We start from the raw sequence: 21958 nt of genomic DNA, 5'->3' as shown, positions 1-21958 counted from the left end.
AAAAATAGCTAGTCCATAGCTTTGGATGATGTATCTACCGAAGTGATCACCGACATCCCCGGACGTAAGCGTTCCAAGCCTTTTTGATTCGGGTCAATCGCAATCCGTACAGAAATTCGCTGTACCACTTTGGTAAAGTTACCTGTCGCATTATCTGCTTTGAGTACACTAAACTCTGAACCCGCAGCAGGGGAGATTTGCTCAACATGACCTGTAAATTTCTGATGATCTAAGGCATCGACGGTGAAAGTGACTTTTTGCCCAATTTTCATATTGGCGATCTGGGTTTCTTTAAAATTGGCAATCACCCAAGTTTGTTGAGGAATCAAATACAATAACTGTGAACCTGCTGCGACATATTGCCCCACACGTGGATTGACTTCACCTAATTGTCCATCCATTGGCGCAGTAATCACACTATAATCTTTGGTGGTCATTGCCTGATCCAGTTGTGCCTGTGCATTGGTGACTTGCGCTTCTAAACCTGTTTGTGCGACTTGCGCGGTTTTTAGGGCTTCCTGTGCAACATTTACATTGGCCTGAGCTTGTTTGAGTAACGCCAGATTATTTTTTACATCTGCTGCGGCTTTATCACGTTCTGATTTAGAGGCTGCGCCGCTATCGCCCAGTTGTTGGTAGCGCTGTAATTGTGTCATCGATAAATCATATTGCGCCTGAGCTTGGTCAACTTTAGCTTGAGCCGCAGCAATATCGGCTTGCCGCTGAGCAATCGTCTGAGTTTGATTGGCCAGACTATTTTTTGCTTGTTCAACCGCAGACTGTGCTTGCGTCACTTTTTGGTCATAAGTCGTGGCATCAATATGCATCAAAGCTTGACCTTTTTTGACGTAGTCAAAATCTTTGACCAGTACATCTTTGATATAACCATTAATCTGTGACGAAAGGACAGTGGTTTTACCTTTGACATAGCTATTGTCAGTTTGCTCAATGGCAGTATGAAATGGCCCAATACGCCATGCCCACATAATGAGTCCTAAGCCTACCAACAGCACGATAAACATGATTGCCAATGTCGATTTTTTGGTTGGAATCAACTTCCCGACGCGCTGAACAGGTTTGAGCGGGGCAGGTTGTGGCGTGGCAGAAGATGTCGTTCCAGATTGAGACTGATTTGTTTGATTCGAATCAGGTTCATTCTGTGGATTGGTTTTTTGCTCGTCACTCATAAATTATACTCAAACACGCCACTTAGGATGATGTCGATGAGGCAGTCAGTTTCTCACGATAAGTAAGATACTTCGCCCAGATAATATTGCACAATCCCCAAAGGAATAACACAATCGCCACGATACTATTAAAATTAATCACATCGTTATAAGCTCGGACTTGAGCCTCACGATTTGCAGTTTGCGATAAGGTTTTGGTTGCCTGTAATTGATCCTGAACAGGATCGGCAATGTTGGGGCTAAATTTTGCCTGATATTGTTTTAAACGTTGATCAATGGTTGGATCAGTTCGTTCCAAATTACGACTGATGTCCATTTGATACACTTGGGTTTGACGTTTTTGATAAGTATTATAAAACGATGAACCAATCAAGCCACCAAAGTTTTGTGTGGCAGAAAATAACACGATAAACGTCACCACATGTGCAGGGCTTTCTTTCAAAGCGCGTCCAAATCCCACCAAAAGTAGGGGGCCAATAAATAATCCATTGGCAAAGGCAATCAGAAATTGACTGTGATAGAAATTTTGTGGACGAATATCACTGGTCAAATGTGCATCCAGTTTACTGGCGATCAAAATCAAAAAGGAGGCTAAAACCAGATGTAATAATGTTCGTTCTCGAGAAAATGTGACCGCACTAAATAAAACGCCTGCCAACATCCCAAAAAAGATCACGCTATATAGCCCAACAAACTGATCTGGCCCCATGCCCATGGTTTTTAGAAAATTCACCGCGGCATAACTTTGTTCTGACAATAAAAAGCGCAGACACAACGCTCCAAATACAAAGCGTAGTACAGCAAACGTACCTAACCAGCGGGTCATAATCAGGGGGTTACTACGATGATGTTCATAAATAAAGCCAAACACCAGTAATACAAAACCCGTCATTAACACATAAGCCAGCCAAGGCGAATCAAACCACCACAGCAAAGGCCCTTGTGTCAAAACCGCGCAGATGCAGGCGAAACCCGGTGCCAGCAATAAAAAGGTAACAATATCTTGTCGTTCAAAAACAGCAATACGTAAACTACGGGGTAACTTGAGGGAAACCACCATGGCATAGCAACACACTGCCAAACCTAACTCAAAAGTATATAAGACCGTCCAGTCGTTGACCGTAACCAATGCAGGCGAAATGATCCATGCCAGTGGTACACCGAGTTGACCGAAGCCGAAGCCAATATACAGACCTCTTAAACGGTGTTCTTTGGTAAAGCCCTGCATGATGTAATACATGCCCAGAGAGCTAAGTGGTGCTGCAACCATCCCACTGATAAAACGTACAAAAATAGCCATATGATAATTTTGTACGAAAATATGCAGGATCATCACTGCGATAAACGCAAGCAGACCAATTTCAGTAAAGAGGCGTAAACCATATTGTTGTCTGGCTTTAAACAAAATCAGGTTAGAACTGACATTCGCCATGACATAAGCCGCAGGAAGCCACGCACTCTCAACAGGCGTTAGTCCATATTCACCCTGTAACTGAGGTAAATTAGCGGTAATAAAACCATTACTTAGCCCTGCGGTGAGGGCAATAAAAGTTCCGATAATAAAATATAGATATCTTTTATGAGAGGGATGTTCAATTGAAGGCGGCGAACCCGGTAATACGGGACGTTCATCATCTGTCCAGTCTGGTGGTGTTTCCAGATAACGCGGACTCTCAGCCATGATACACCCCGTTATTCAAACAAATGCCATTGAGTAATAACTCGACTGCACGGCTGGCAAATCGAATTCTTTGTGTTTCATCGTGCCCGCGAAAAGATGACGACAACATGGAAACAATGCTACGGTAATCTTCAAAATTAAAGTCAGGACGACAAATTCGTTTTTCAATCGCCCGATCAATGAGCGGCTGCACAATCTGTTGATGATGCTGTATCAGTGAAATCAGCACTTCATCGTGTTGGTCCAGCACTCGCCAATACTCCATCAGAGCCGAAAGATTATTTAAATTATGGACATGACTTTTAATTAATCGAATTAAACCATCATCGTACATACGATATTGTTCCGCACGAAGTTCCAGATGAGAAACGGCTTGCTCAAGTAAGGCATAGACTAAAGCCTTTCGATCAGTAAAGTTTCGATAAAAAGTTGCACGCCCCACACCAGCATGGTCGATAATGATTTGTAACGGAACACTCATTCCATGAATTTTAAACATCTCAACCGCAGCTTCGAGTAAATCTTCCCGATTTTTGGCCGCACGTTTGATATGTTTACTCATAGAGGAGAGATGCTGAATTTGATCGATATATTTTACGGACGTTTTTGTCCGATCTCCCAGAGAAATTATTATCAAATTGTAAAACATAACTAAAAGTTATTAATAATTAAAAAATTCATTATTTTATTTTTTATATTCTTCAGATTAAGCTCAACATCACTACTCAATGAGAAGATCAAAATGACCACTCAACATGAAGTGAATCAGCAACAATATCAAGACAAAGCAAAGGCTTATCTAAATAGCTCAGTCCATGCACAAGGAGCAGAATTTGACCAAATACGTGAAGTTTTACAGCAACAAGCTTTTCAACGTGTTTTAGATTTAGGCTGCGGTGCCGGGCATGTTACGTATCAGATTGCACCAGATGTGGAGCAGTTGATTGCTTATGATTTAACTGCTGAGATGGTGCAGTTGGTGGTTGAACAGGCGAAGGCGCGCGGGTTAAATAATGTCACGGGACAGCAAGGTGCAGCAGAACTACTTGATTTTGCAGATCAGAGTATATGTGCGGTTGTGAGTCGTTATTCTGCACATCATTGGCAGAATGTTTCACAAGCAATGAGTGAAATCTATCGTGTGCTTAAACCTCGTGGAAAAGTGATATTTGTTGATATCTTAGGGAATCAACAACCTGTACTAGATACCTTTTTACAGAGTATTGAGATCATTCGTGACCCAAGTCATGTTCGCGATTATTCTTTAGCTGAATGGATGACATTTGCTGAGCGTGCCGGTTTTAAAATTGAGCAAATGCAAAAACAAAGTTTGCAGTTAAATTTTGCAAGTTGGGCCGAGCGAATGCAAACCCCAGCAGAAGCTGTGGCAACATTACGTTATTTACAGCAAAAAGCATCGGATGTGGTAAAAAATTATTATCAAATACAGCCAGATGGTTCATTTCAAAGCGAAGTCATGTATTTGGTTCTTACAAAGCCTGAGTAATGCGTTAAAATTCATGTCTATGATCACTGACGCTATGGATACCCACGTGGAAAGTTTGTTGCCTTTATTTTCTATTGCGATGGCGCTGATGTTAGGTGCAATGAGTCCTGGCCCAAGCTTTATCTATGTGGCGCAAAACTCGATTGCTAAATCACGTAAGCATGGTTTATTTACCGCTTTGGGGACTGGCACAGGCGCGGCATTTTTTGGTTTACTGGCAGTGATGGGTTTACAAGCGATCTTATTGGCTGTGCCATCGGCCTATCTCATGCTAAAAATTGGTGGTGGGCTATATTTACTTTGGCTGGCTTATAAGATTGTAAAACATGCTAAATCACCGATTGAGATGGATGCCCAACAGCAACAAACTATGACTTATCAAAGTGCCTATCGTTATGGTTTGATTACACAACTGAGTAATCCAAAAATTGCGGTGGTCTTGGCCAGTGTATTTACCGCCTTATTACCTAAAGAAATTCCAAATTATTATTATGTGGCATTACCCGTGATTTGTTTTGTAATTGATGCAGGTTGGTATTCACTCGTCGCCTTACTTTTATCGTCTGAAAAACCGCGCCGTGTTTATATCAAAGCCAAAACTTTGATTGATCGAGTAACAGGTGGAATTGTGACGGTATTAGGTCTAAAACTCATTTTCTCAAGTCGTTAAGCTAAAATATAATATGGTGGGCATATTGTCAGTACGTGGTGGTCATTAGTAAAGTGTCATAGATCATATATGCAATGTGCTGCGCCTAAAATGTAAAGATTTGGCGAAGCAGGCGCACTACCTCTATCAGACGGTTTGTGAATTTTAGACCTTACAAACCGTATAAAAAGGTCGTGTACTCGCCCAATATGCCCAGATTGATCATACTCAGTTTATTCCTTTAAATCTATCTGCCAGTTGGATGCCTGAATTTCAAGATTGATTAAACGTAAACTTTGACTGATTTCATCTGCTTGTTTTTGTAGCTTAGAAACAGAAACAGCTTTAATCCATTTAATTTCACGAACACTATAACGATCCGTATCTTTTTGCGTATTGTCTATTGCTTGCTGAATGATTCGATGTTCAGCGGTAAGTTGATCGCGCTGATTGAGGATATCGAGTGAAGCTTTTCCATTATTGGCTTGTGCTTGCGCATTGGTTTGATGGATTTTTTGTATAAGCTGAAATAATTGTTTATTCACCAGAACCGCTTCATCTATAAGTTGTTCTGGATCTTCACTGGGCGTATCTCCATCTTGCACGAGTACATTTTTATGAATACGTTGCTGCAAGGAAAGGAGTTTTTTCTGTAAATCACTTCTGAGCAATAATGCTTCTGCAAGCTTCATAAAAACTCAATATATGGGTCTAAAATGAATGATCATAAAATGAAAAAACATCGCTGTCCGTTTCAGAACGTATACATCTGCATCTGAATAATATAATTTGAAATGTTTTTTTGCTCACAATTTAAACAGGTTGTGATAATCTGACGATAAAAATAATGAAAATAATCAGGTGGTCGTATGAAAAGGATATTTCTATATGTCTTGGTTGTGAGTTCCAGTGTTGCTGTGATGGGATGCGATATGAGGGCAAAGGTTCAGAGCGAAAGTATTCAATCTTCTACCTCTGCGCGAAGTATGAGTATCGCGGGAATGCCTGTCTATGACAAAGATTTTAAATTAGCACCATTATTGGCAAACGATACTCACCTTAAGCAAAATCAATAATCAAATTTAAAAAGCAAAAGAGACGTTTCAACGTCTCTTTAAAAAAATTTAAGCCGCTAATAATTTCTTGGCAGCTAAACGATGTTCAGCTTGTAGCTTTTCAATATCGATCGTGGCTAATTGACGTTCTTTAACAATCCACTTGCCGCCGACCATGACATGTTCAGCTTGATCTGCCCCGCACAGCAGCAATGCTGCAATTGGGTCATGACTTCCTGAAAATTTCAGTTCATCCAGTTTATATAAAGCAAAGTCTGCCTGACGACCAACTGCGATTTCCCCCAAATCATGTTCACGGCCTAATAATTTTGCCGAACCCTGAGTCGCCCAGCCAAATGCTAATTCTGGCGTAATTCGTTCTGCACCATATTTAAGACGTTGCAAATACATGGCTTGACGAGTTTCTAAAATTAGATTTGAAGCATCCCCAGAGGCAGAGCCATCAACACCTAAACCAATCGTTGCACCCGCCTGCATTAAATCAAGAGTTGGGCAAATCCCAGAGGCAAGGCGCATATTGGAGTGCGGACAGTGACAAATACCGACACCTGCCTGACCTAAACGCTGAATTTCTTCGGTATTAAAATGAATACCATGCGCCAGCCATGTACGATCGCTTAACCAGCCAACGCTTTCCAGATAATCTACCGTTCGCATACCAAACATTTGTAAACAAAAGGCTTCTTCATCTAGCGTTTCTGCCAGATGAGTATGCAAACGCACATCCAGACGCTGTGCCATTGCTGCACTTTCTCGCATAATCTCTGGTGTGACTGAAAAAGGAGAACATGGTGCAAGCGCAATATTGACCATGGCACCTGCACCGCGCTGATGGTATTTCCCAACAAGACGTTCTGAATCCAGCAAAATCTGATCCATCTGCTGTACTGTCTGCTGTGGAGGCAAACCGCCTGATTCTTCACCCAAGCTCATAGAACCGCGCGTCAGCATGACACGAATACCTAACTCTTGTGCTGCTTGCACTTGGATATCAATGGCATCGGTTAATTGCTGTGGAAATAAATAATGATGATCGGCTGCGAAAGTACATCCTGACATGACCAATTCTGCTAAAGCCACTTGGGTAGCAAGATGTAATTGTTCAGGCGTTAATTTTGCCCAAACAGGATACAAATTTTTTAACCATGGAAATAATGGTGTATTCACCACAGGTGCCCATGCACGAGTTAATGTTTGATAAAAATGATGGTGGGAATTGATCAACCCTGGAATAACGACACAGTCTTGGGCATCAAATGTTTGATCGACAGGTTGAGTAGGGGCTTGGCCTTGTGCAACCAGTTCAATAATTTGACCATTTTCAATCACAACGCCATTCGTTGCATCCTGCTGATTGGCGGTAAAAATAGCAAGTGGATGTTTGATCCAGAGACGTGACATAGCAGATTTCGCTCAAATATTTTTATATTTGAAAAGCAATGCCTGTACCAAGATTCAGTTTTTACACGATGCTAGATAATTGATATAAATCAATGGATATAGTGGGATATATGACTATCGATCACTATTCTCATCGAAAAAATGCCAGTCGTTTTAACTCGACTGGCATTTCACAAAGTACGGGTTTGAAGCGAATAATATCAGGAGTGATTTTCAGCAGTTGCAGCGACTTCAGGTAAATTACTCACTTGTGGCTTTTTTCCTACATGTAAGTGATTGAAGAACAAATTAAGCAGAACAGCCATGATACAGGTAATACTGATACCAGAATGAAATAGGGTTTGTACCGCATCTGGCATTGCATGGAAGAAATCAGGGCTAATCAGTGGAATAAGACCTGCTGCAAGTGAAACGGCGACGATAATTAGATTGGATTGAACTTGATAATCGACTTTAGACAAGGTACGAATACCACTGACTGCAACACTACCAAACAACACCAAACCAGCGCCACCCAGTACAGGCATTGGAATAGAAGCAACAAGACGACCAAATACAGGAAGTAAACCCAAGACCACTAAAATTCCACCCGCAGTGGCAACTACAAAGCGACTTTTGACTCCTGTAATGGCAACCAAACCCACATTTTGTACAAATGCACATTGCATGAAGGCACCAAAAAGAGGGGCAAGTGCGGATGAAAGCATGTCTGCACGTAAACCATCAGCGATACGTTTATTGTCAACTTGGGTATCTACAATTTCACCAATTGCGAGCAAACTAGCTGTGGTTTCAGTCAAAATCACAATCGTAACAATACTCATGGTTAAAATCGCAGGCCATTCAAACACTGGCATACCAAAGCCTAAAATATTAGGCAATGCGATCCATGCACCATCACTGACTTTAGAAAAATCAGCTAAACCTAATGCAAACGCAGCAATTGCACCACAAAAGATGGAAAGTAGAACGGCTAAACGTTTGATGGCTGGAGTACCAAATTTGGTGAGCAGCAATAAAACAAATAAGGTAAAAGCTGCCAAACCTATATTTTCCATTGAACCCCAGTTCTCAGCTTTAGGATTGCCACCCATCATCCAGCGAATCGCCACTGGTAAAAGTGAAATTCCGATAATGGCAATAATAGAACCTGTGACGATTGGCGGAAAGAATCGTACAATTTTGGAAAAAAATGGTGCAATAATGATCCCGAAAATCGAACTCACCATAATTGCACCAAGAATGGCCTGAAAACTGCCCCCATTTGAACCAATCGCGATCATACTGGCAACGGCTGCAAAAGAAGTGCCTTGTACAATTGGAAGTTTAGAACCGAACCATTTGAAACCCAGCGTTTGCAGTAAGGTTGCTAGTCCTGCCACTAAAATAGAAGCAGTAATGAGCAAACCAATATCTGCCTGAGATAGCCCAATACCAAGACCTACAACCAGTGGTGCTGCAATCAGACCACCGTACATGGTCAAGACATGCTGAAAACCATAAGTTAAGTTTTTACCCATTCCAAGATGTTCATGTTCTGGAGATGCGGTTTTAGTTTCATCGTTCATATCAAACCCTTTCAACTTTGTGTGTATGACAAGAGTAAAATTTGCAACATGCATGCCATCTTCTAAGTATTTAAATAAACATGAATTTTAAAATATGAAAAAACATATAACAGTGACGGATACTATCGGTGGCACAGCAATTGCTCAATCTTGAACAGGTACAAGTCATATATAAGTCTAGGTAATGGAGTAAGGTATGAGTGTTTCAATTCCTGTGATTGATATATCAGGTCTATTTAGTGCTGATGTGAAAGAGCGTCAGATGGTCGCGCAACAGATGAAACAAGCATGTGAGGATAAAGGCTTTTTTTATATTTCAAATCATGGAATTGCCACTGAATTACAACAGGCAGTTTTTAAACAAAGCAAACAATTCTTTGATTTGCCCATGAACGAAAAAGAAAAAGTACATAAGAAAAACTCAATTGCCAATCGGGGTTATGAACCTTTAAAAAACCAAACGCTAGAAGCAGGAACTCCCGCAGATTTAAAAGAAGGGTTTTATTCGGGGCGGGAATATGCGCTAGAAAGTAAAGAAGTGTTAGCACAACGTTTTAATCATGGGCCCAACCAATGGCCTACACAGTTTCCAGAATTTGAATCTACCATGCAGCGCTATCAGGCTGAACTCGAAGTATTGGCAAAATACCTGATGCGTGGTTTAGCCTTGTCATTGTCGCTAGCAGAAAATTATTTTGATGATTTCTGTCATGATTCATTGGTGACTTTACGCTTATTACATTATCCACCACAACCTGCTAATCCTGAACCAAATGAAAAAGGCTGTGGGGCGCATACCGATTTTGGTGCATTAACCTTATTACTTCAAGACCAGCAAGGTGGTTTGCAAGTTTGGGATCAAAACAGTGAAAGCTGGATGGATGCGCCACCAATCGAAGGAACGTATGTAATTAATCTGGGTGATTTAATTGCACGTTGGACTAATAATCGCTTTAAATCGACTTTGCATCGAGTGATTAATAAATCAGGCAAACAGCGTTATTCGGTTCCTTTTTTCTTTGGTGGAAATCCAGATTATCAAGTGCAATGTCTGCCTAATTGTAAAACTGAAAACGAACCTGCTTTATTTGCACCGACGACAGTCGAAAAGCATCATATTGAAATGTATCGGAGAACCTATGGCTAAGCATATTGTATTGGTACACGGTGCTTGGCAGGGAAGCTGGTCATTCGACTTGATCAAGCCATTATTGGAGCAAACGGGCTGGCAAGTACATGCAGTTGACTTGCCTGATAATGGTTGGAATAGTGACACTCAACTTTCTGCCAATCAGGACAATTACTGTGATTTTGTTGTGCAGACGATTCAAAAAATTGGTGAACCTGTCGTATTGCTTGGACATAGCGGTGGAGGTTTGACCATTTCAGCAGTGGCAGAACAAATCCCTGACCTAATCAAGAGTCTCATCTATTTGGTTGGGATGATGCTGCCCTCAAACATGTCATTTCTGGATTTTAAAATATTGTGCGAGCAGCATTTTCCAGATGAGGATTTTGCTGGAATTTCTCCGTATCTGAGTTTTACTCAAGAGGGTTATAGTATTGTGAGTCCTGAAGGTGCGAAGAAAATCTTTTTGCAAGATTGTGATGCAGAACTTGCAGAAAAATTAATTGCAAAATTACGACCGCAACCAGAAACAGGGCGAGATTTAAAGCCAGTATTAACGCCTGAACGTTTTGGTCGTGTGCCGCGAATTTATGTAGAAGCGCTTTATGATCAGTCATTATCAATCAATATGCAGCGTTTGATGCAACAGTTACAACCTGATCATTTACAAGTCATTAGCATGCAAACAGGGCATGTACCTCAAGCGATTCAACCTCAATTACTAGTTGAAAAGCTGAATCAATTATTTACTGAAAAAGTGCCTGTTTGATATCAATGGTCATCGAGGAAAATCAATTGTACAAAGTGATTTTCCTCTTATGAAATGATAGAAAAGATTGATTTTAATTTAGAAGAGCGGGTCAATCTTTAAAATGCACAGGAATCCACTGATAGCTTTTACCATCTGCTGAATAAATATGACCAATTCCCGGAAATGGTAAATGTGGTGCTGCAATGGTTTGACCATTTTGGGCAAAATTGGCAAACTGTTTTAAGCGGGTTTGGACGGCTCGTTTTGCGTCTATATCATATTCAATTGCGGTTTCAGGTCGGTCAAACTGAACCGTATGCGAATGCACAATATCGCCAATAAATACGACTGTTTCAGCATTGGTTTTAAGTTCATAACTAAAATGTCCTGGGGTATGTCCCGCGGTGTTAATCACTTTAAATCCCTGAATTTCATCACCGAGTTTATAGGTTTTAAAGCGTTGTTTGACCTGATAAGGTGCTAAAGCCGCCTTGATTTTCTCCACTGTAGCTAAATAGCCTGCACGTTTAGCTTGTGGAATTTTCTCGGCTTGTTTTGGATCTAACCAATAATTGACTTCATCTTGTGATACATACACTGTGGCATTAGGAAAATTCGCTTTTCCATCTTTACTAATCCCACAGACATGATCGGGATGTAAATGAGTCAGTAAAATACTATCGACTTGTTCAGGCTTGTATCCAGAAGCTTTTAAGTTGCTTAAAACTGAACCTAAATGTGCGCCAAAACAACTTGCTGCACCACTATCGACCAAAACTAAAGATTTTCCTGTATTCACTAAAAAGGCATTCACAGAGGTTTGTACGCCTTTCTCTTGATCGGCATAATATTTCTTTAAAATCTCATGAACCTGTTTTTGCGGAATATCTTTAAACAGCGTAGGCGACATAAAGTTTGTGCCGTCGAGCAGGGCTGTGATTTGTACGTTTCCAGCTTGATATTGATAAAAACCTGCCGCTTGTTTTTGTTGTTCAATCGCTGGTGATGTTTTGGTTGTTTCTGCATGAGTGAGCAAAGGGAGGTAAGCACATACAGCTAAGGTAAGTATCTTTTTCATTTATAAATATTCTCTAAAATATCTGAGTTGTCTGTTTTTTTAGCATGTAATACTAGATATTCAAAGTAAAAAAAGCCCCTACATCTGTAGAGGCTTTCATCTTATAAATTAAATCTTAAGAAACTTTATCACCCGCTTTAGCACCAGATTCAGGTGAAATCACCCAAACCCCTTCGCCATTACCTGCAGCAAGTACCATACCGTTAGAAATACCAAAACGCATTTTACGTGGAGCAAGATTCGCCACCATTACCACTAATTTGCCTTTTAAGTCTTCTGGCTGATAAAACTCACGAATGCCACTAAACACATTGCGCGGTTCAGCTTCGCCAACATTTAAAGTGAGTTGCAGCAATTTATCAGAACCATCCACGATTGCTGCTTCAAGCACTTGCGCTACACGTAAATCCACTTTTAAGAAATCATCAATTTTAATGATCTCAGAATTATCCGTTGCAGAAGGCGCTTCAACTTTTTTCTCAGCCTTTTTGTCTTTTTTCTTTTCCGCTTTAGATGTTTCAGCCGTAGCAGCTAAAGAATCTTTAGATGCATCGACCATTGCAGTAACCGCTTTAGGATCAACACGTTGCATTAATGGTTCAAACTGAGCAATTTCATGGCTCACTAAAATCTGCTTGCGCGATGCAAAATCAAAACTTTCGAGTTGTAAGAAAGCCTGTACTTGCGTTGCAAGCGTTGGCAATACTGGCGCAAGATAAATCGCCAATTGACGGAACAGGTTAATCCCGACAGAGCAGACGTCATGAACTTGTTGTTCTTGACCTTCTTGTTTTGCCAGTGCCCACGGTTTTTTCTCATCAATATATTGATTGGCACGATCTGCAAGCGCCATAATTTCACGAATGGCAGCACTAAACTCACGTTCTTCGTAGGCTTTGGCAATTGAATCGCCTGCATCAATAAAGCTTTGAACTAAATCAGATTCCGCGCAATTTGCAGATAAAGTATGATTAAAATCTTTATTGATAAATTTGGCACAACGACTGGCAATATTCACGACTTTGCCGACCAAATCTGAGTTTACTTTTTGAATAAAATCATCCAGATTCAAGTCTGAATCTTCAACTTTATCAGAGAGTTTAGAAGCAAAGTAGTAACGCAAATATTCAGGATTTAGATGCTGTAAATAAGTTTCAGCCTTGATAAATGTGCCGCGAGATTTCGACATCTTTTGACCATTGACTGTCAAAAAACCATTTACGAATAAACCTGTTGGCGTGCGATAATTTGCACCTTCAAGCATCGCAGGCCAGAACAATGCATGGAAATAGACAATGTCTTTACCAATGAAGTGATAGACTTCATTTTCACTGTCTTTTTTCCAGTAATCATCAAAGTTTAAGTCTGGACGTTTGGTTTTTATATAGTTTTCAAAACTTGACATATAGCCAATCGGGGCATCGACCCAGACATAAAAATATTTATTTGGTGCATCAGGAATTTCAAAACCAAAATAAGGCGCATCGCGGGAAATATCCCAGTCTGCCAAACCCGCCTCAAACCATTCATCTAACTTGTTGGCAATAGAGACAGGTAAGCGACCTTCGTCACGTGTCCATTTTTGCAAATATTCAGAAAAATTTGGCAGTTTAAAGAAGTAATGATCTGACGATTTTTCGACAGGTGTTGCACCGCTTAAAGTCGAACGTGGATCGATCAGTTCAGTGGCATTATAGGTTGTACCACAGACTTCACAGCTATCGCCGTATTGATCGGGTGATTTACATTTTGGGCAAGTGCCTTTAATAAATCGATCCGATAAAAACATTTGCTTTTCGGGGTCAAAAAGTTGGGTCACAGGACGAATGGCAATATTGTCAGCATCACGGTTTTTTAGATAAATTTCTTGTGAGCGTGATTTATTGGTGTCGCTATGAGTTGAATCATAATGATCAAAACTAATCCCAAAACCAGCAAAGTCGCGTTCATGTTCTTTTTGAACATTGGCAATTTGCTGTTCTGGACTAATACCATTGGCTTCAGCACGAAGCATAATCGCTGTGCCGTGAGCGTCATCCGCGCAGACATAAGTCACATCATGTCCCATTGCACGCATGGCACGAACCCAGATATCCGCTTGGATATAACCGAGTAAATGACCCATATGGATCGGACCATTGGCATAAGGAAGGGCATTGGTGACTAAAATTTTACGCACGGATTTCATTCTCTCATTCGTATTCATCAGAAGATCAATGATTTTACTTGAACAGCAGAGGAAAATAAACTTAAAGCATAGGTTTAAAGCGTTGTCCCGAAGGCTATCGCCAAAAATAGCCATAAATGTCGTGCTGAAACTGAGTAAGTGGGTAACGATTTCTTTCGTTGCATGCCTTGTTGATATAATTTTAGCTGATAACACAATACATGCATCAAATTTCAACAGACCTTATTTATATGAAAGCACAAATTCAGCAAATATATGAGTCAATGGCGGAGTTACAATGATTCTGATTTGCCGCAACCGTTGCAAACATTCTCAGCAAAGGATTTGATAATTATTCCTTTAAAATGAATAACAAAAGTTTCGCTACATCCTGTATCTACTTTGTTTCAAATTGCAGTTTTTACTTAAAAAAAATTTAAAGCAAGGTATAAATAAAGTCAGATTCAAGTACATTGATCCGCGCTTAACCAGCGTGTCCTAACATTTTTAAAATGAACAATGAGGGCGTAATAATGACAACTGAAAATAAACTTGATGATTTGAAAGCAAAAGCCAGTGAATTAGGTGATGAAGCCAAATATAAAGCTGAACAAGCAAAAATTGAGGGTGAAAAAGCCTTAGATGACGCTAAACACCAAGCTCAAGAAGCAAAACTTAAAGGTGAAAAGGCATTCGATGATTTGAAAAAAGATGCCTCTGAACAGTACGCTGAAAATAAGGCAATAGCAGATGAAAAAATCGATGAAGCCAAAAATAAATGGGATGAGTCGAAACAAGATGCTCAAGACAAATATGAACAGTTAAAAACAGAAGCAAGTCAAAAACTGGATGAAGCTAAACTCAAAGCCAATGAACTGAAACATGAAGCTTCTGAAAAGTTTGATGAATTAAAAGTTCAAGCCAGTCAAAAAATTGACGAGCTTAAAAAAAGTGCAACTGATGTACTGAATAAATTTAAAGGCAATGATAAGACCTAGTCTTCAATTGACTTAAAAATATGCTGATGTTTTGAATAACTGCTCATAATGATATGGGCAGTTTGTTTATAAAATATATGTTCAAAGCTTATCAGCAAAATCAAGTACGCGCCTACAAACTAATACTGTTAAACTAGCACATCGTTCAGTTTAAAATTCCATACTTGGAGTGCAATATATGTCGTGGCTTTCTTCATTAAAATCGGTTTTTTCACCTGCTCAAGAGGTGAAAGAAGAAGAAATCCAGTGCATTTTACAACAATATCAATTACCTCAATCTGAACACTTAATCAAAGATCGTATTACACAGGTCAATGTAGAAGGTCGTGTTTTACAACTGACCATCAATACTTATCCACACGAGGTCGATCATTTACAACAAATTCATGATGATTTGGCGGCTGCTTTGCTGCAATGCGGAATCGAAGAACTCAATTTGCATGTCATTCAGCAGAAATCAGCCAAGTTAGGGCAAGATCAATCTCATAGCGAAAAACATGCAGCTCAAAGCTCAAACTTACCGCCAGTGGTCGATGCATCTGCACCAGTTTCAGAAGATCCTAATAATCCGCCTATTCAAAAAGCAGCGCCTAAACAACGAGATGTGGCTGCACATCCACGTATTAAAAACGTGATTTTGGTGTCTTCTGGCAAAGGTGGTGTGGGTAAATCAACCACAACCGTCAATCTGGCGTTGGCTTTACAACAAAAAGGATTAAAAGTTGGAGTGTTGGATGCCGATATTTATGGGCCAAGCATTCCAACTATGCTAGGTAATGCGGGCAAGACCCCTATGATCGAAAATGAGCATTTTGTACCTTTAGATGCATATGGTTTGGCGGTACTTTCAATTGGGCATTTAACAGGGGATCATAATACGCCAGTGGCATGGCGTGGGCCAAAAGCCACGGGTGCCCTGATGCAACTGTTCAACCAAACCTTATGGCCTGATCTGGATATCTTGGTCATTGATATGCCGCCAGGAACGGGTGATATTCAATTGACACTTGCACAGCGTATTCCTGTGACTGGTGCTGTGATTGTAACCACACCACAAAATGTTGCGCTGATGGATGCGACCAAAGGTATTGAACTATTTAATCGGGTCAATATTCCAGTGTTGGGCGTGATTGAAAATATGTCGACTCATATTTGTTCAAATTGTGGCTATGAAGAACAGATTTTTGGGGTAGGCGGTGGTGATAAACTTTCAGAGCAATATCATATTCCATTGTTAGGTCGCTTACCTTTAAATGTGCAAATTCGTGAAAATGCCGATAGTGGTAAACCGAGTGTGATTGCAATGGATGATGCAGCAGAGAGTTATCTTCAAATTGCAGATGTCGTCTGGCAGCAACTACAAAAACAACCGCAGCGTCAGCGCGATGACAAACGAATTTTCTAAATAATTTTAAAGCCCGAAATGATCAAAAATCGGGCTTTTTCTTTTGTTATATACAAATAATATAAACATTAAAATTAAAGCTGGCATGTCAATTGCTAATAATTCAATTGTTATTTAATCATCATTGAATAAGAATATTTGAGTGAAATATGCAATTTAAATCAGTATTGGCCATCGCAACATTTTCAGTCTGCATTATGCTTAGTGCATGCAATAATGAGGATTCATCGGCAGTGACTCAAAACAATCAAGATCAAAAATTAAAATTACAACCTATCGTCATTCAAGGTGCGTTACCTGTCGAATCTGAACGCATGGCCTCTAAACTGGATCAAGTTTCAATTGAAACGATTGGGGGCTGGAAATTCTGGAAAGGCACTTATCATGGTTATCCAATGATTATTTCCAAAACGCGCATGGGGATGAGTAATTCTGCGGCTGCCACAGCGATTGCGATTGAACGCTTTAAACCTATCGCGATTATTAATCAGGGAACTTCAGGGGGACATGATCCTAACCTCAATGTGTATGACATTATATTAGGTAAATATGCAACCAATATTGGCGCGTTTAAAACACCTTCCAAAGCAGTGGGTGCGGGATCAAACTCGCTTGAGTGGGTTGAAGCCTTTGATGTATTGCCTGAGGATGAAACCGATCCAGAACCGATTGCAATTCGTAAATTTGAAGCAGATTCAAAATTGCTGGCAGCGGCGCACCGTACACAACATCTTTATCAAAAAGGCAAAGTCGTTGAGGGAACAATCGGTTCAGCAGACGTCTGGAACAATGAACTTGATCGCATTCATTTCTTTTACCAAAACTATGGAACATCAGTCGAAGAAATGGAAGCTGCCTCTGTAGCACAAATTGCCAGCCAGTTTAATGTTCCCTTTATTGGGGTTCGAGTGGTCTCCAATAACATTACCAATGGCGGTTCGTACGATGCAGGAACGGGTGAAGCGTGTCAGGATTTTGTACTTGAAGTTGCTGAACAGTATATGAGTGAACAATTAAAAGATTAAGGCGTGGTTTTTCTATGCACGTTGGGTAGAGTGGCATTTAACTGATTTGCCTTACGTTTTTTCCAATGACGGTAAATGCTGAAACGCCAGAAAATTTCTGTAAGTAGATATAAAACTAAGGCAACAACGAAAGCTTCAATGATTAAGCCAGACATTAATATTTTGGCAAGACTCAAATCAATATGACCATGACCCAAATGTTTGACCCAATTACAAATTTGATGCAAGACACCCAGCATCATTTCTTTATTAATCATGTGCACATGAAAAATTTGAGTGCCAATCCAGAAGCCAATATACAAAATAGGAACGAGAGTGAATGGATTACTCAACCATGCTAAAGCAAGACCTACAGGTAAATTGACTTCAAAAAATAGAATCGCTGCGACAATGAAAATGCTATGAAATGGAATAGGCAGTAACCCGAAAAAAGTACCAATGAATACAGCCTTTGCTATGGATTTTCGATTGACATACCAAAGCACTGGATTTAAGGTTCTTTGCCCAAAAATCCGCATAAATTTCAGACTGGAGACTTTCTGTGGAGAAGGAAGCCAGGATTGAAAAAATTGCTTTGCCATAGACTGATGTTCGGAGAGTATTGTCTGAGTATGTCTTATAAATCAAAGAACTAGATCGATCATAAAACGCCTGTACTCAGACATAGTGAAAGTGAAAACTTAGCGAAAGCTTAAAATGGATTTAAACTTGAGTTAAAAAGAAAACACTATAGGCTGATCTTTATAAATTACGCCTTTCGTTGATTGAAGTCAATTCCATATATCTTATAGGTGTTTATATTGCTTTTAAATCAATAAAGTAAATGAATATTTATCATTTATTTATATTATTGTTAGTTTTACTAAAAAAGCATGTGGGATTAGCAGTTGAAATGCTGACTATGCAGTCTAATCAATTAATTATGTGATTTTACAATCTTTTTTACAAAACTCTTATTGTTTTTTAAAAGGCTTTGTAAAGTTTGTTTTGCTTCTTTAAATCGTTTGGATTAGTCTTGCAAGATTACTTAGTGAGGTCATTTTATGATTTCATTGCTTTTTGTTGGTCTTGTGACTGCCTTACTTCTGACTCCCGGCCCTACCAATACGCTATTGGCTTCATCTGGTATCCAGATGGGGATTCGTTGTTCGCTTAAATTGATTCCAGCCGAAGCGATTGGCTATTTGATTGCGATTAGTACATGGGGCATGATGATTGATCATGTTTCCAAAACATTTGCGCTTTTGCCCACCATATTAAAGCTTCTCAGTGCATTTTATATTTTGTATTTGGCAATTAAATTGTGGCGAACCGCTGATCTTGAAATTAATTTAAATCAGCCAACCATTCGTCCACGTGAATTATTCTGCGCGACTTTGTTAAATCCGAAGGCATTGTTATTTGCTTCTGCTATTTTCCCTGAAAGTGCATGGATGAATGTGCAAACTTATATTGTGCATATTTTGAGTTTTTTGTGTTTGATCCTTCCAATTGCTGTTTTTTGGATTTTTCTTGGTTCTGTCTTGGCTTCAAATAAAATTCATTGGTTAAATGCCTGTAATTTACAACGGACTGCATCTTTGGTTCTGGTGAGTTTTTCTATTCCGCTAAGTTATTCTGCAATTTTAAAGTTTTAAATTGTGCATCAAAAAATGCCTTCGTTTCATTGAATGATTTTCATTGGGAATGAATTACGTTAAAGTAGCGAACAGTAAAATCTTGAGTATTGGGATATCACACATGGCAATTAAGTCTGATCGCTGGATTCGCGAGATGAGCGAAAAACACGGCATGATTGAACCGTATGCAGAAAATCAGGTTCGCTTTAACCCGCAAGGCGAAAAACTGATTTCGTATGGCGTATCCAGCTATGGTTATGACGTGCGCTGTGCTCCAGAGTTTAAAGTGTTTACCAATGTTCATTCTGCAATTGTTGACCCTAAAAACTTCGATGAAAAAAGCTTTATCGATATTGAATCTGATGTTTGCATTATTCCACCAAACTCCTTTGCATTGGCTCGGACAGTGGAATATTTTCGTATTCCGCGTAATGTCCTGACAATTTGTTTAGGAAAATCGACCTATGCACGTTGTGGAATTATTGTGAATGTAACTCCGCTAGAACCTGAGTGGGAAGGTCATGTGACATTGGAATTTTCCAATACCACCAATCTACCTGCGCGTATTTATGCAGGGGAAGGCGTGGCGCAAATGTTATTTTTTGAAAGTGATGAAGTGTGCGAAACGTCTTATAAAGACCGTGGTGGTAAATATCAGGGTCAAGTGGGTGTGACGTTGCCGAAGGCATAAATTTCTATTTGATTGTTAAAACGGCTTAATCTAAGCCGTTTTTTGTTTTAGGAAACAATAATTGTTAATAATGTAATTTTCTAATATTTGTAAAAACCGATGAATGATGAATAATTTAGGGTTTTTTTGTTATAAAATAGTTAAAATATAGTTGATTTTAATCTCAACAAAACCTCGTTTTTCGTTGAAATCAAGATCGAAAATTATTATTTTCTGTTGCACAGAAAACAAGTCCAATAAGAATAAATTATTATTTTGTTCGATTGATATGGAGATCGGTATGACAAAGTTAAGTGTTTTACTTCTGATGAGTTGTACAGCCTTTAGTGTCGGAATTGCAAATGCTGCTTCTGGTTTGATTTCAATGTCTAATAATGAGCTTGCGGCCACCGAGGGTCAGGCCTTAATGAGCTTATCTTATATAGCTCCAAACGATAGCACTAATTTAGAAAAACTAAGAGATAGCAGTAGTAATATTGGCTTCTATAGATTAGGTATGGAGGCAAAAGTAGAGTTGAATGCCAATATCGCTAATTTACAATTAGGCTGTGGGGGAGCAAATGGTGCTGGTGCCTGTGATATTGATATTAAAAATGTATCACTTAGTGGCTTAAATGATGGTACGGTAACTAGTGGAGCGCAGTTAGGTAGCCCAACTTTTTCAAATCCGCGAGCGTCGACGAGTGCGCAAATCACAAATCCCTTTCTAGAGTTTGCAATTAAGAATCCTCAAACTGCAGCTACGCGACAAATGGTAGGCTTTCGCTTAAGTGCTGAAGCAATAGAAGGTTTATTAAGTCTTGGTCTGGATAATAATAACGCCTTATCTGCAACAGATGGGATTCAGAGTTTAAGCGGATATCTACAATTAGCCAATTTGAGTGGTCAAGTCACAACTGCTGCATCTACTTTTGGGGTTAGTGGTAGCTCTAACTGTGCAGCGATTGTTGGTATGCCAAATGGTTCATGTCAAGCAATTGCTGGGAAATTAAATTCAACGATTGGTGGCCAACGTGATTTTGTAAGTTATACAGGAAGTGGTAATAGTGATACTAAAGGTATTTCTGTACCGAGTATGACTGTACCTTTTACTAAAAATACGACTTCAGTCATTACGGGGAATCGGATGACGGCAGCGGTTGTAAATAATATTAATGTCTCTATTCCTCATATTGCATTGGATTGTGCGAATTCAGATCGGGCAAGTGCATCGGCATGTGGTGGACTTCCAACTGGTAGTTTTGTGAATCAACTAGCTGTGGATTTAGTTGACTATAAGAAATATAATACTGGTGAGAGTATTACTCCAAATGGCAATAGTGCTAGCTGTATTGAGGTGTTCTGGATTTGTGTTGTTTCTACAGCTAAATTCCAGATGGCATCAGGTTCAACATTAGATGGTTTGAATCTGAATGTTACATTTTCAGAAGCACTTAATATGTTCCATAATATTCCTTTAAGAGGAACGGGCGGCTATCTTGCATTGCAGAATCAGGTTTTGCGTTGGCCAGGAGCAAACAATGACGATATCGCGCAAAAGGGATGGTGGTTATCCTTTAGAGATCCAATTGACTTGGGGTATCTAACCTCTACAAATGCAGCAGATATTTCTGCAGTATTACCTCAAGTTGCTGGTTTTATTACACAATCATTAATGAATAGTGATGATATTCCTATTGGTCTTATTGATGGTTTAGGGGCTGCAACTAATAATGCTATTAAGAAGAAACTTAATATTGATGTAAGTAGTCAAACAGCAAATCTAACTTTGAATAACTTGCAGCTAACTTCTCAATACTTAAAAAGTAATTGTTATGGTAATTTAAAATTTTGTTAGCATGAGCTAGATATTCTCATACCTTCATGATTTCTTCATGATGTTTGTTTTTTTGTGAACCAATGTGTTTAAATTTTTCTGTTTAAACTAGTCTTGAGTTGATGATATATCGTACTTTTATCGATTTATAAATGGGTAATAGTGCGATTTATTCTTCAAATGACAGGAGTGTCATATAAGTTATAAGGA

Annotated in this window: 20 protein-coding genes; 11 read left to right on the top strand and 9 right to left on the bottom strand. The window is 39.5% G+C overall.

Annotated elements, in window-relative coordinates; translation table 11 throughout:
* Positions 1-8 precede the first annotated feature (8 nt).
* From F944_RS04385 to F944_RS04375, 3 genes are read right to left on the bottom strand one after another with little or no spacing between them, the layout of a single operon-like run.
* Positions 9-1187 (bottom strand): HlyD family secretion protein, encoded by a 1179-nt coding sequence (locus tag F944_RS04385; RefSeq protein ID WP_004987340.1) that lies wholly within the window; start codon positions 1185-1187, stop codon positions 9-11.
* Positions 1188-1209: 22 nt separating this feature from the next.
* The gene (locus tag F944_RS04380; RefSeq protein ID WP_004987339.1) at positions 1210-2868 is read right to left on the bottom strand and encodes an MFS transporter; all 1659 of its coding nucleotides are present in this window, start codon (positions 2866-2868) and stop codon (positions 1210-1212) included.
* On the bottom strand, positions 2861-3430 hold the full coding sequence (locus tag F944_RS04375) for a TetR/AcrR family transcriptional regulator (RefSeq protein ID WP_010588963.1): 570 nt from the start codon (positions 3428-3430) through the stop codon (positions 2861-2863). Before F944_RS04375 ends, F944_RS04380 begins: the two co-directional genes overlap by 8 nt.
* Positions 3431-3610: 180 nt before the next feature.
* Between F944_RS04375 and F944_RS04370 the strand changes: the two genes are divergently transcribed.
* Together F944_RS04370 and F944_RS04365 are read left to right on the top strand one after the other, a co-directional pair.
* The gene (locus F944_RS04370; RefSeq protein ID WP_004987337.1) at positions 3611-4375 is read left to right on the top strand and encodes a class I SAM-dependent methyltransferase; all 765 of its coding nucleotides are present in this window, start codon (positions 3611-3613) and stop codon (positions 4373-4375) included.
* Between the two features lie 34 nt (positions 4376-4409).
* Positions 4410-5045 carry a LysE family translocator gene (locus tag F944_RS04365; protein WP_034700220.1) on the top strand — a complete coding sequence of 212 codons (636 nt, stop codon included), beginning with the start codon at positions 4410-4412 and terminating at the stop codon, positions 5043-5045.
* Between the two features lie 212 nt (positions 5046-5257).
* On the opposite strand, the gene F944_RS04360 is transcribed toward F944_RS04365, so the two are convergent.
* Entirely contained in the window at positions 5258-5716 is a 459-nt protein-coding gene (locus tag F944_RS04360; protein WP_004987334.1) for a DIP1984 family protein, read from the bottom strand.
* A 177-nt stretch (positions 5717-5893) separates the two neighbouring features.
* On the opposite strand from F944_RS04360, the gene F944_RS04355 reads away from it, so the two are divergent.
* The gene (locus tag F944_RS04355) at positions 5894-6100 is read left to right on the top strand and encodes an NF038215 family lipoprotein (protein WP_004987331.1); all 207 of its coding nucleotides are present in this window, start codon (positions 5894-5896) and stop codon (positions 6098-6100) included.
* Between the two features lie 48 nt (positions 6101-6148).
* Here F944_RS04355 and F944_RS04350 read toward each other — a convergent pair whose 3' ends face one another.
* On the bottom strand, positions 6149-7501 hold the full coding sequence (locus tag F944_RS04350) for an 8-oxoguanine deaminase (RefSeq protein ID WP_004987330.1): 1353 nt from the start codon (positions 7499-7501) through the stop codon (positions 6149-6151).
* Positions 7502-7701: 200 nt separating this feature from the next.
* The gene (locus F944_RS04345; RefSeq protein WP_004987328.1) at positions 7702-9069 is read right to left on the bottom strand and encodes a nucleobase:cation symporter-2 family protein; all 1368 of its coding nucleotides are present in this window, start codon (positions 9067-9069) and stop codon (positions 7702-7704) included.
* A 196-nt stretch (positions 9070-9265) separates the two neighbouring features.
* Here F944_RS04345 and F944_RS04340 point away from each other — a divergent pair, with 196 nt between their 5' ends.
* Together F944_RS04340 and F944_RS04335 are read left to right on the top strand one after the other, a co-directional pair.
* Positions 9266-10216, top strand: a complete 951-nt coding sequence (locus tag F944_RS04340; RefSeq protein WP_004987323.1) for an isopenicillin N synthase family dioxygenase — start codon at positions 9266-9268, stop codon at positions 10214-10216.
* Positions 10209-10967: an alpha/beta fold hydrolase gene (locus F944_RS04335; RefSeq protein ID WP_004987321.1), complete on the top strand. Its 759-nt coding sequence runs from the start codon at positions 10209-10211 to the stop codon at positions 10965-10967. Before F944_RS04340 ends, F944_RS04335 begins: the two co-directional genes overlap by 8 nt.
* A 91-nt stretch (positions 10968-11058) precedes the next feature.
* On the opposite strand, the gene F944_RS04330 is transcribed toward F944_RS04335, so the two are convergent.
* Together F944_RS04330 and metG are read right to left on the bottom strand one after the other, a co-directional pair.
* Positions 11059-12027, bottom strand: a complete 969-nt coding sequence (locus F944_RS04330; protein WP_004987317.1) for an MBL fold metallo-hydrolase — start codon at positions 12025-12027, stop codon at positions 11059-11061.
* 115 nt (positions 12028-12142) lie between these two features.
* Positions 12143-14215: a methionine--tRNA ligase gene (gene metG / locus F944_RS04325; RefSeq protein ID WP_004987314.1), complete on the bottom strand. Its 2073-nt coding sequence runs from the start codon at positions 14213-14215 to the stop codon at positions 12143-12145.
* Positions 14216-14727: 512 nt separating this feature from the next.
* On the opposite strand from metG, the gene F944_RS04320 reads away from it, so the two are divergent.
* The 3 genes from F944_RS04320 (at position 14728) to F944_RS04310 (ending at position 17622) form a co-directional block, all read left to right on the top strand.
* Positions 14728-15192, top strand: a complete 465-nt coding sequence (locus F944_RS04320; RefSeq protein ID WP_004987312.1) for a hypothetical protein — start codon at positions 14728-14730, stop codon at positions 15190-15192.
* 178 nt (positions 15193-15370) lie between these two features.
* Positions 15371-16597 carry an iron-sulfur cluster carrier protein ApbC gene (apbC, locus tag F944_RS04315; RefSeq protein ID WP_004987310.1) on the top strand — a complete coding sequence of 409 codons (1227 nt, stop codon included), beginning with the start codon at positions 15371-15373 and terminating at the stop codon, positions 16595-16597.
* Positions 16598-16746: 149 nt separating this feature from the next.
* Positions 16747-17622: a 5'-methylthioadenosine/S-adenosylhomocysteine nucleosidase gene (locus F944_RS04310; protein WP_004987308.1), complete on the top strand. Its 876-nt coding sequence runs from the start codon at positions 16747-16749 to the stop codon at positions 17620-17622.
* On the opposite strand, the gene F944_RS04305 is transcribed toward F944_RS04310, so the two are convergent.
* Positions 17619-18203, bottom strand: a complete 585-nt coding sequence (locus F944_RS04305; RefSeq protein WP_004987306.1) for a DUF2062 domain-containing protein — start codon at positions 18201-18203, stop codon at positions 17619-17621. The two genes, F944_RS04310 and F944_RS04305, sit on opposite strands and share 4 nt — an antisense overlap.
* Positions 18204-18665: 462 nt before the next feature.
* Between F944_RS04305 and F944_RS04300 the strand changes: the two genes are divergently transcribed.
* The 3 genes from F944_RS04300 (at position 18666) to F944_RS04290 (ending at position 21769) form a co-directional block, all read left to right on the top strand.
* A complete protein-coding gene (locus tag F944_RS04300) occupies positions 18666-19259 on the top strand; it encodes a LysE family translocator (protein ID WP_004987300.1) in 594 nt (197 codons plus the stop codon).
* A 103-nt stretch (positions 19260-19362) separates the two neighbouring features.
* Complete coding sequence (dcd, locus tag F944_RS04295) at positions 19363-19932, top strand: dCTP deaminase (protein ID WP_004987297.1); 570 nt, start codon at positions 19363-19365, stop codon at positions 19930-19932.
* 280 nt (positions 19933-20212) lie between these two features.
* Positions 20213-21769, top strand: a complete 1557-nt coding sequence (locus F944_RS04290; RefSeq protein ID WP_004987295.1) for a hypothetical protein — start codon at positions 20213-20215, stop codon at positions 21767-21769.
* Positions 21770-21958: the final 189 nt, after the last annotated feature.

It is taken from the genome of Acinetobacter ursingii DSM 16037 = CIP 107286 (assembly GCF_000368825.1).
Classification (GTDB): domain Bacteria; phylum Pseudomonadota; class Gammaproteobacteria; order Pseudomonadales; family Moraxellaceae; genus Acinetobacter; species Acinetobacter ursingii.
Note: the sequence above shows the minus strand (reverse complement) of the source record. Positions and strands in the feature narration are given on the sequence as shown.

Bases quoted from the DNA above. Each gene is read 5' to 3' on its own strand.
- F944_RS04385 (WP_004987340.1), bottom strand. From the start codon at position 1,187: ATGAGTGACGAGCAAAAAACCAATCCACAGAATGAACCTGATTCGAAT.
- F944_RS04380 (WP_004987339.1), bottom strand. From the start codon at position 2,868: ATGGCTGAGAGTCCGCGTTATCTGGAAACACCACCAGACTGGACAGAT.
- F944_RS04375 (WP_010588963.1), bottom strand. From the start codon at position 3,430: ATGAGTAAACATATCAAACGTGCGGCCAAAAATCGGGAAGATTTACTC.
- F944_RS04370 (WP_004987337.1), top strand. From the start codon at position 3,611: ATGACCACTCAACATGAAGTGAATCAGCAACAATATCAAGACAAAGCA.
- F944_RS04365 (WP_034700220.1), top strand. From the start codon at position 4,410: ATGGATACCCACGTGGAAAGTTTGTTGCCTTTATTTTCTATTGCGATG.
- F944_RS04360 (WP_004987334.1), bottom strand. From the start codon at position 5,716: ATGAAGCTTGCAGAAGCATTATTGCTCAGAAGTGATTTACAGAAAAAA.
- F944_RS04355 (WP_004987331.1), top strand. From the start codon at position 5,894: ATGAAAAGGATATTTCTATATGTCTTGGTTGTGAGTTCCAGTGTTGCT.
- F944_RS04350 (WP_004987330.1), bottom strand. From the start codon at position 7,501: ATGTCACGTCTCTGGATCAAACATCCACTTGCTATTTTTACCGCCAAT.
- F944_RS04345 (WP_004987328.1), bottom strand. From the start codon at position 9,069: ATGAACGATGAAACTAAAACCGCATCTCCAGAACATGAACATCTTGGA.
- F944_RS04340 (WP_004987323.1), top strand. From the start codon at position 9,266: ATGAGTGTTTCAATTCCTGTGATTGATATATCAGGTCTATTTAGTGCT.
- F944_RS04335 (WP_004987321.1), top strand. From the start codon at position 10,209: ATGGCTAAGCATATTGTATTGGTACACGGTGCTTGGCAGGGAAGCTGG.
- F944_RS04330 (WP_004987317.1), bottom strand. From the start codon at position 12,027: ATGAAAAAGATACTTACCTTAGCTGTATGTGCTTACCTCCCTTTGCTC.
- metG (WP_004987314.1), bottom strand. From the start codon at position 14,215: ATGAAATCCGTGCGTAAAATTTTAGTCACCAATGCCCTTCCTTATGCC.
- F944_RS04320 (WP_004987312.1), top strand. From the start codon at position 14,728: ATGACAACTGAAAATAAACTTGATGATTTGAAAGCAAAAGCCAGTGAA.
- apbC (WP_004987310.1), top strand. From the start codon at position 15,371: ATGTCGTGGCTTTCTTCATTAAAATCGGTTTTTTCACCTGCTCAAGAG.
- F944_RS04310 (WP_004987308.1), top strand. From the start codon at position 16,747: ATGCAATTTAAATCAGTATTGGCCATCGCAACATTTTCAGTCTGCATT.
- F944_RS04305 (WP_004987306.1), bottom strand. From the start codon at position 18,203: ATGGCAAAGCAATTTTTTCAATCCTGGCTTCCTTCTCCACAGAAAGTC.
- F944_RS04300 (WP_004987300.1), top strand. From the start codon at position 18,666: ATGATTTCATTGCTTTTTGTTGGTCTTGTGACTGCCTTACTTCTGACT.
- dcd (WP_004987297.1), top strand. From the start codon at position 19,363: ATGGCAATTAAGTCTGATCGCTGGATTCGCGAGATGAGCGAAAAACAC.
- F944_RS04290 (WP_004987295.1), top strand. From the start codon at position 20,213: ATGACAAAGTTAAGTGTTTTACTTCTGATGAGTTGTACAGCCTTTAGT.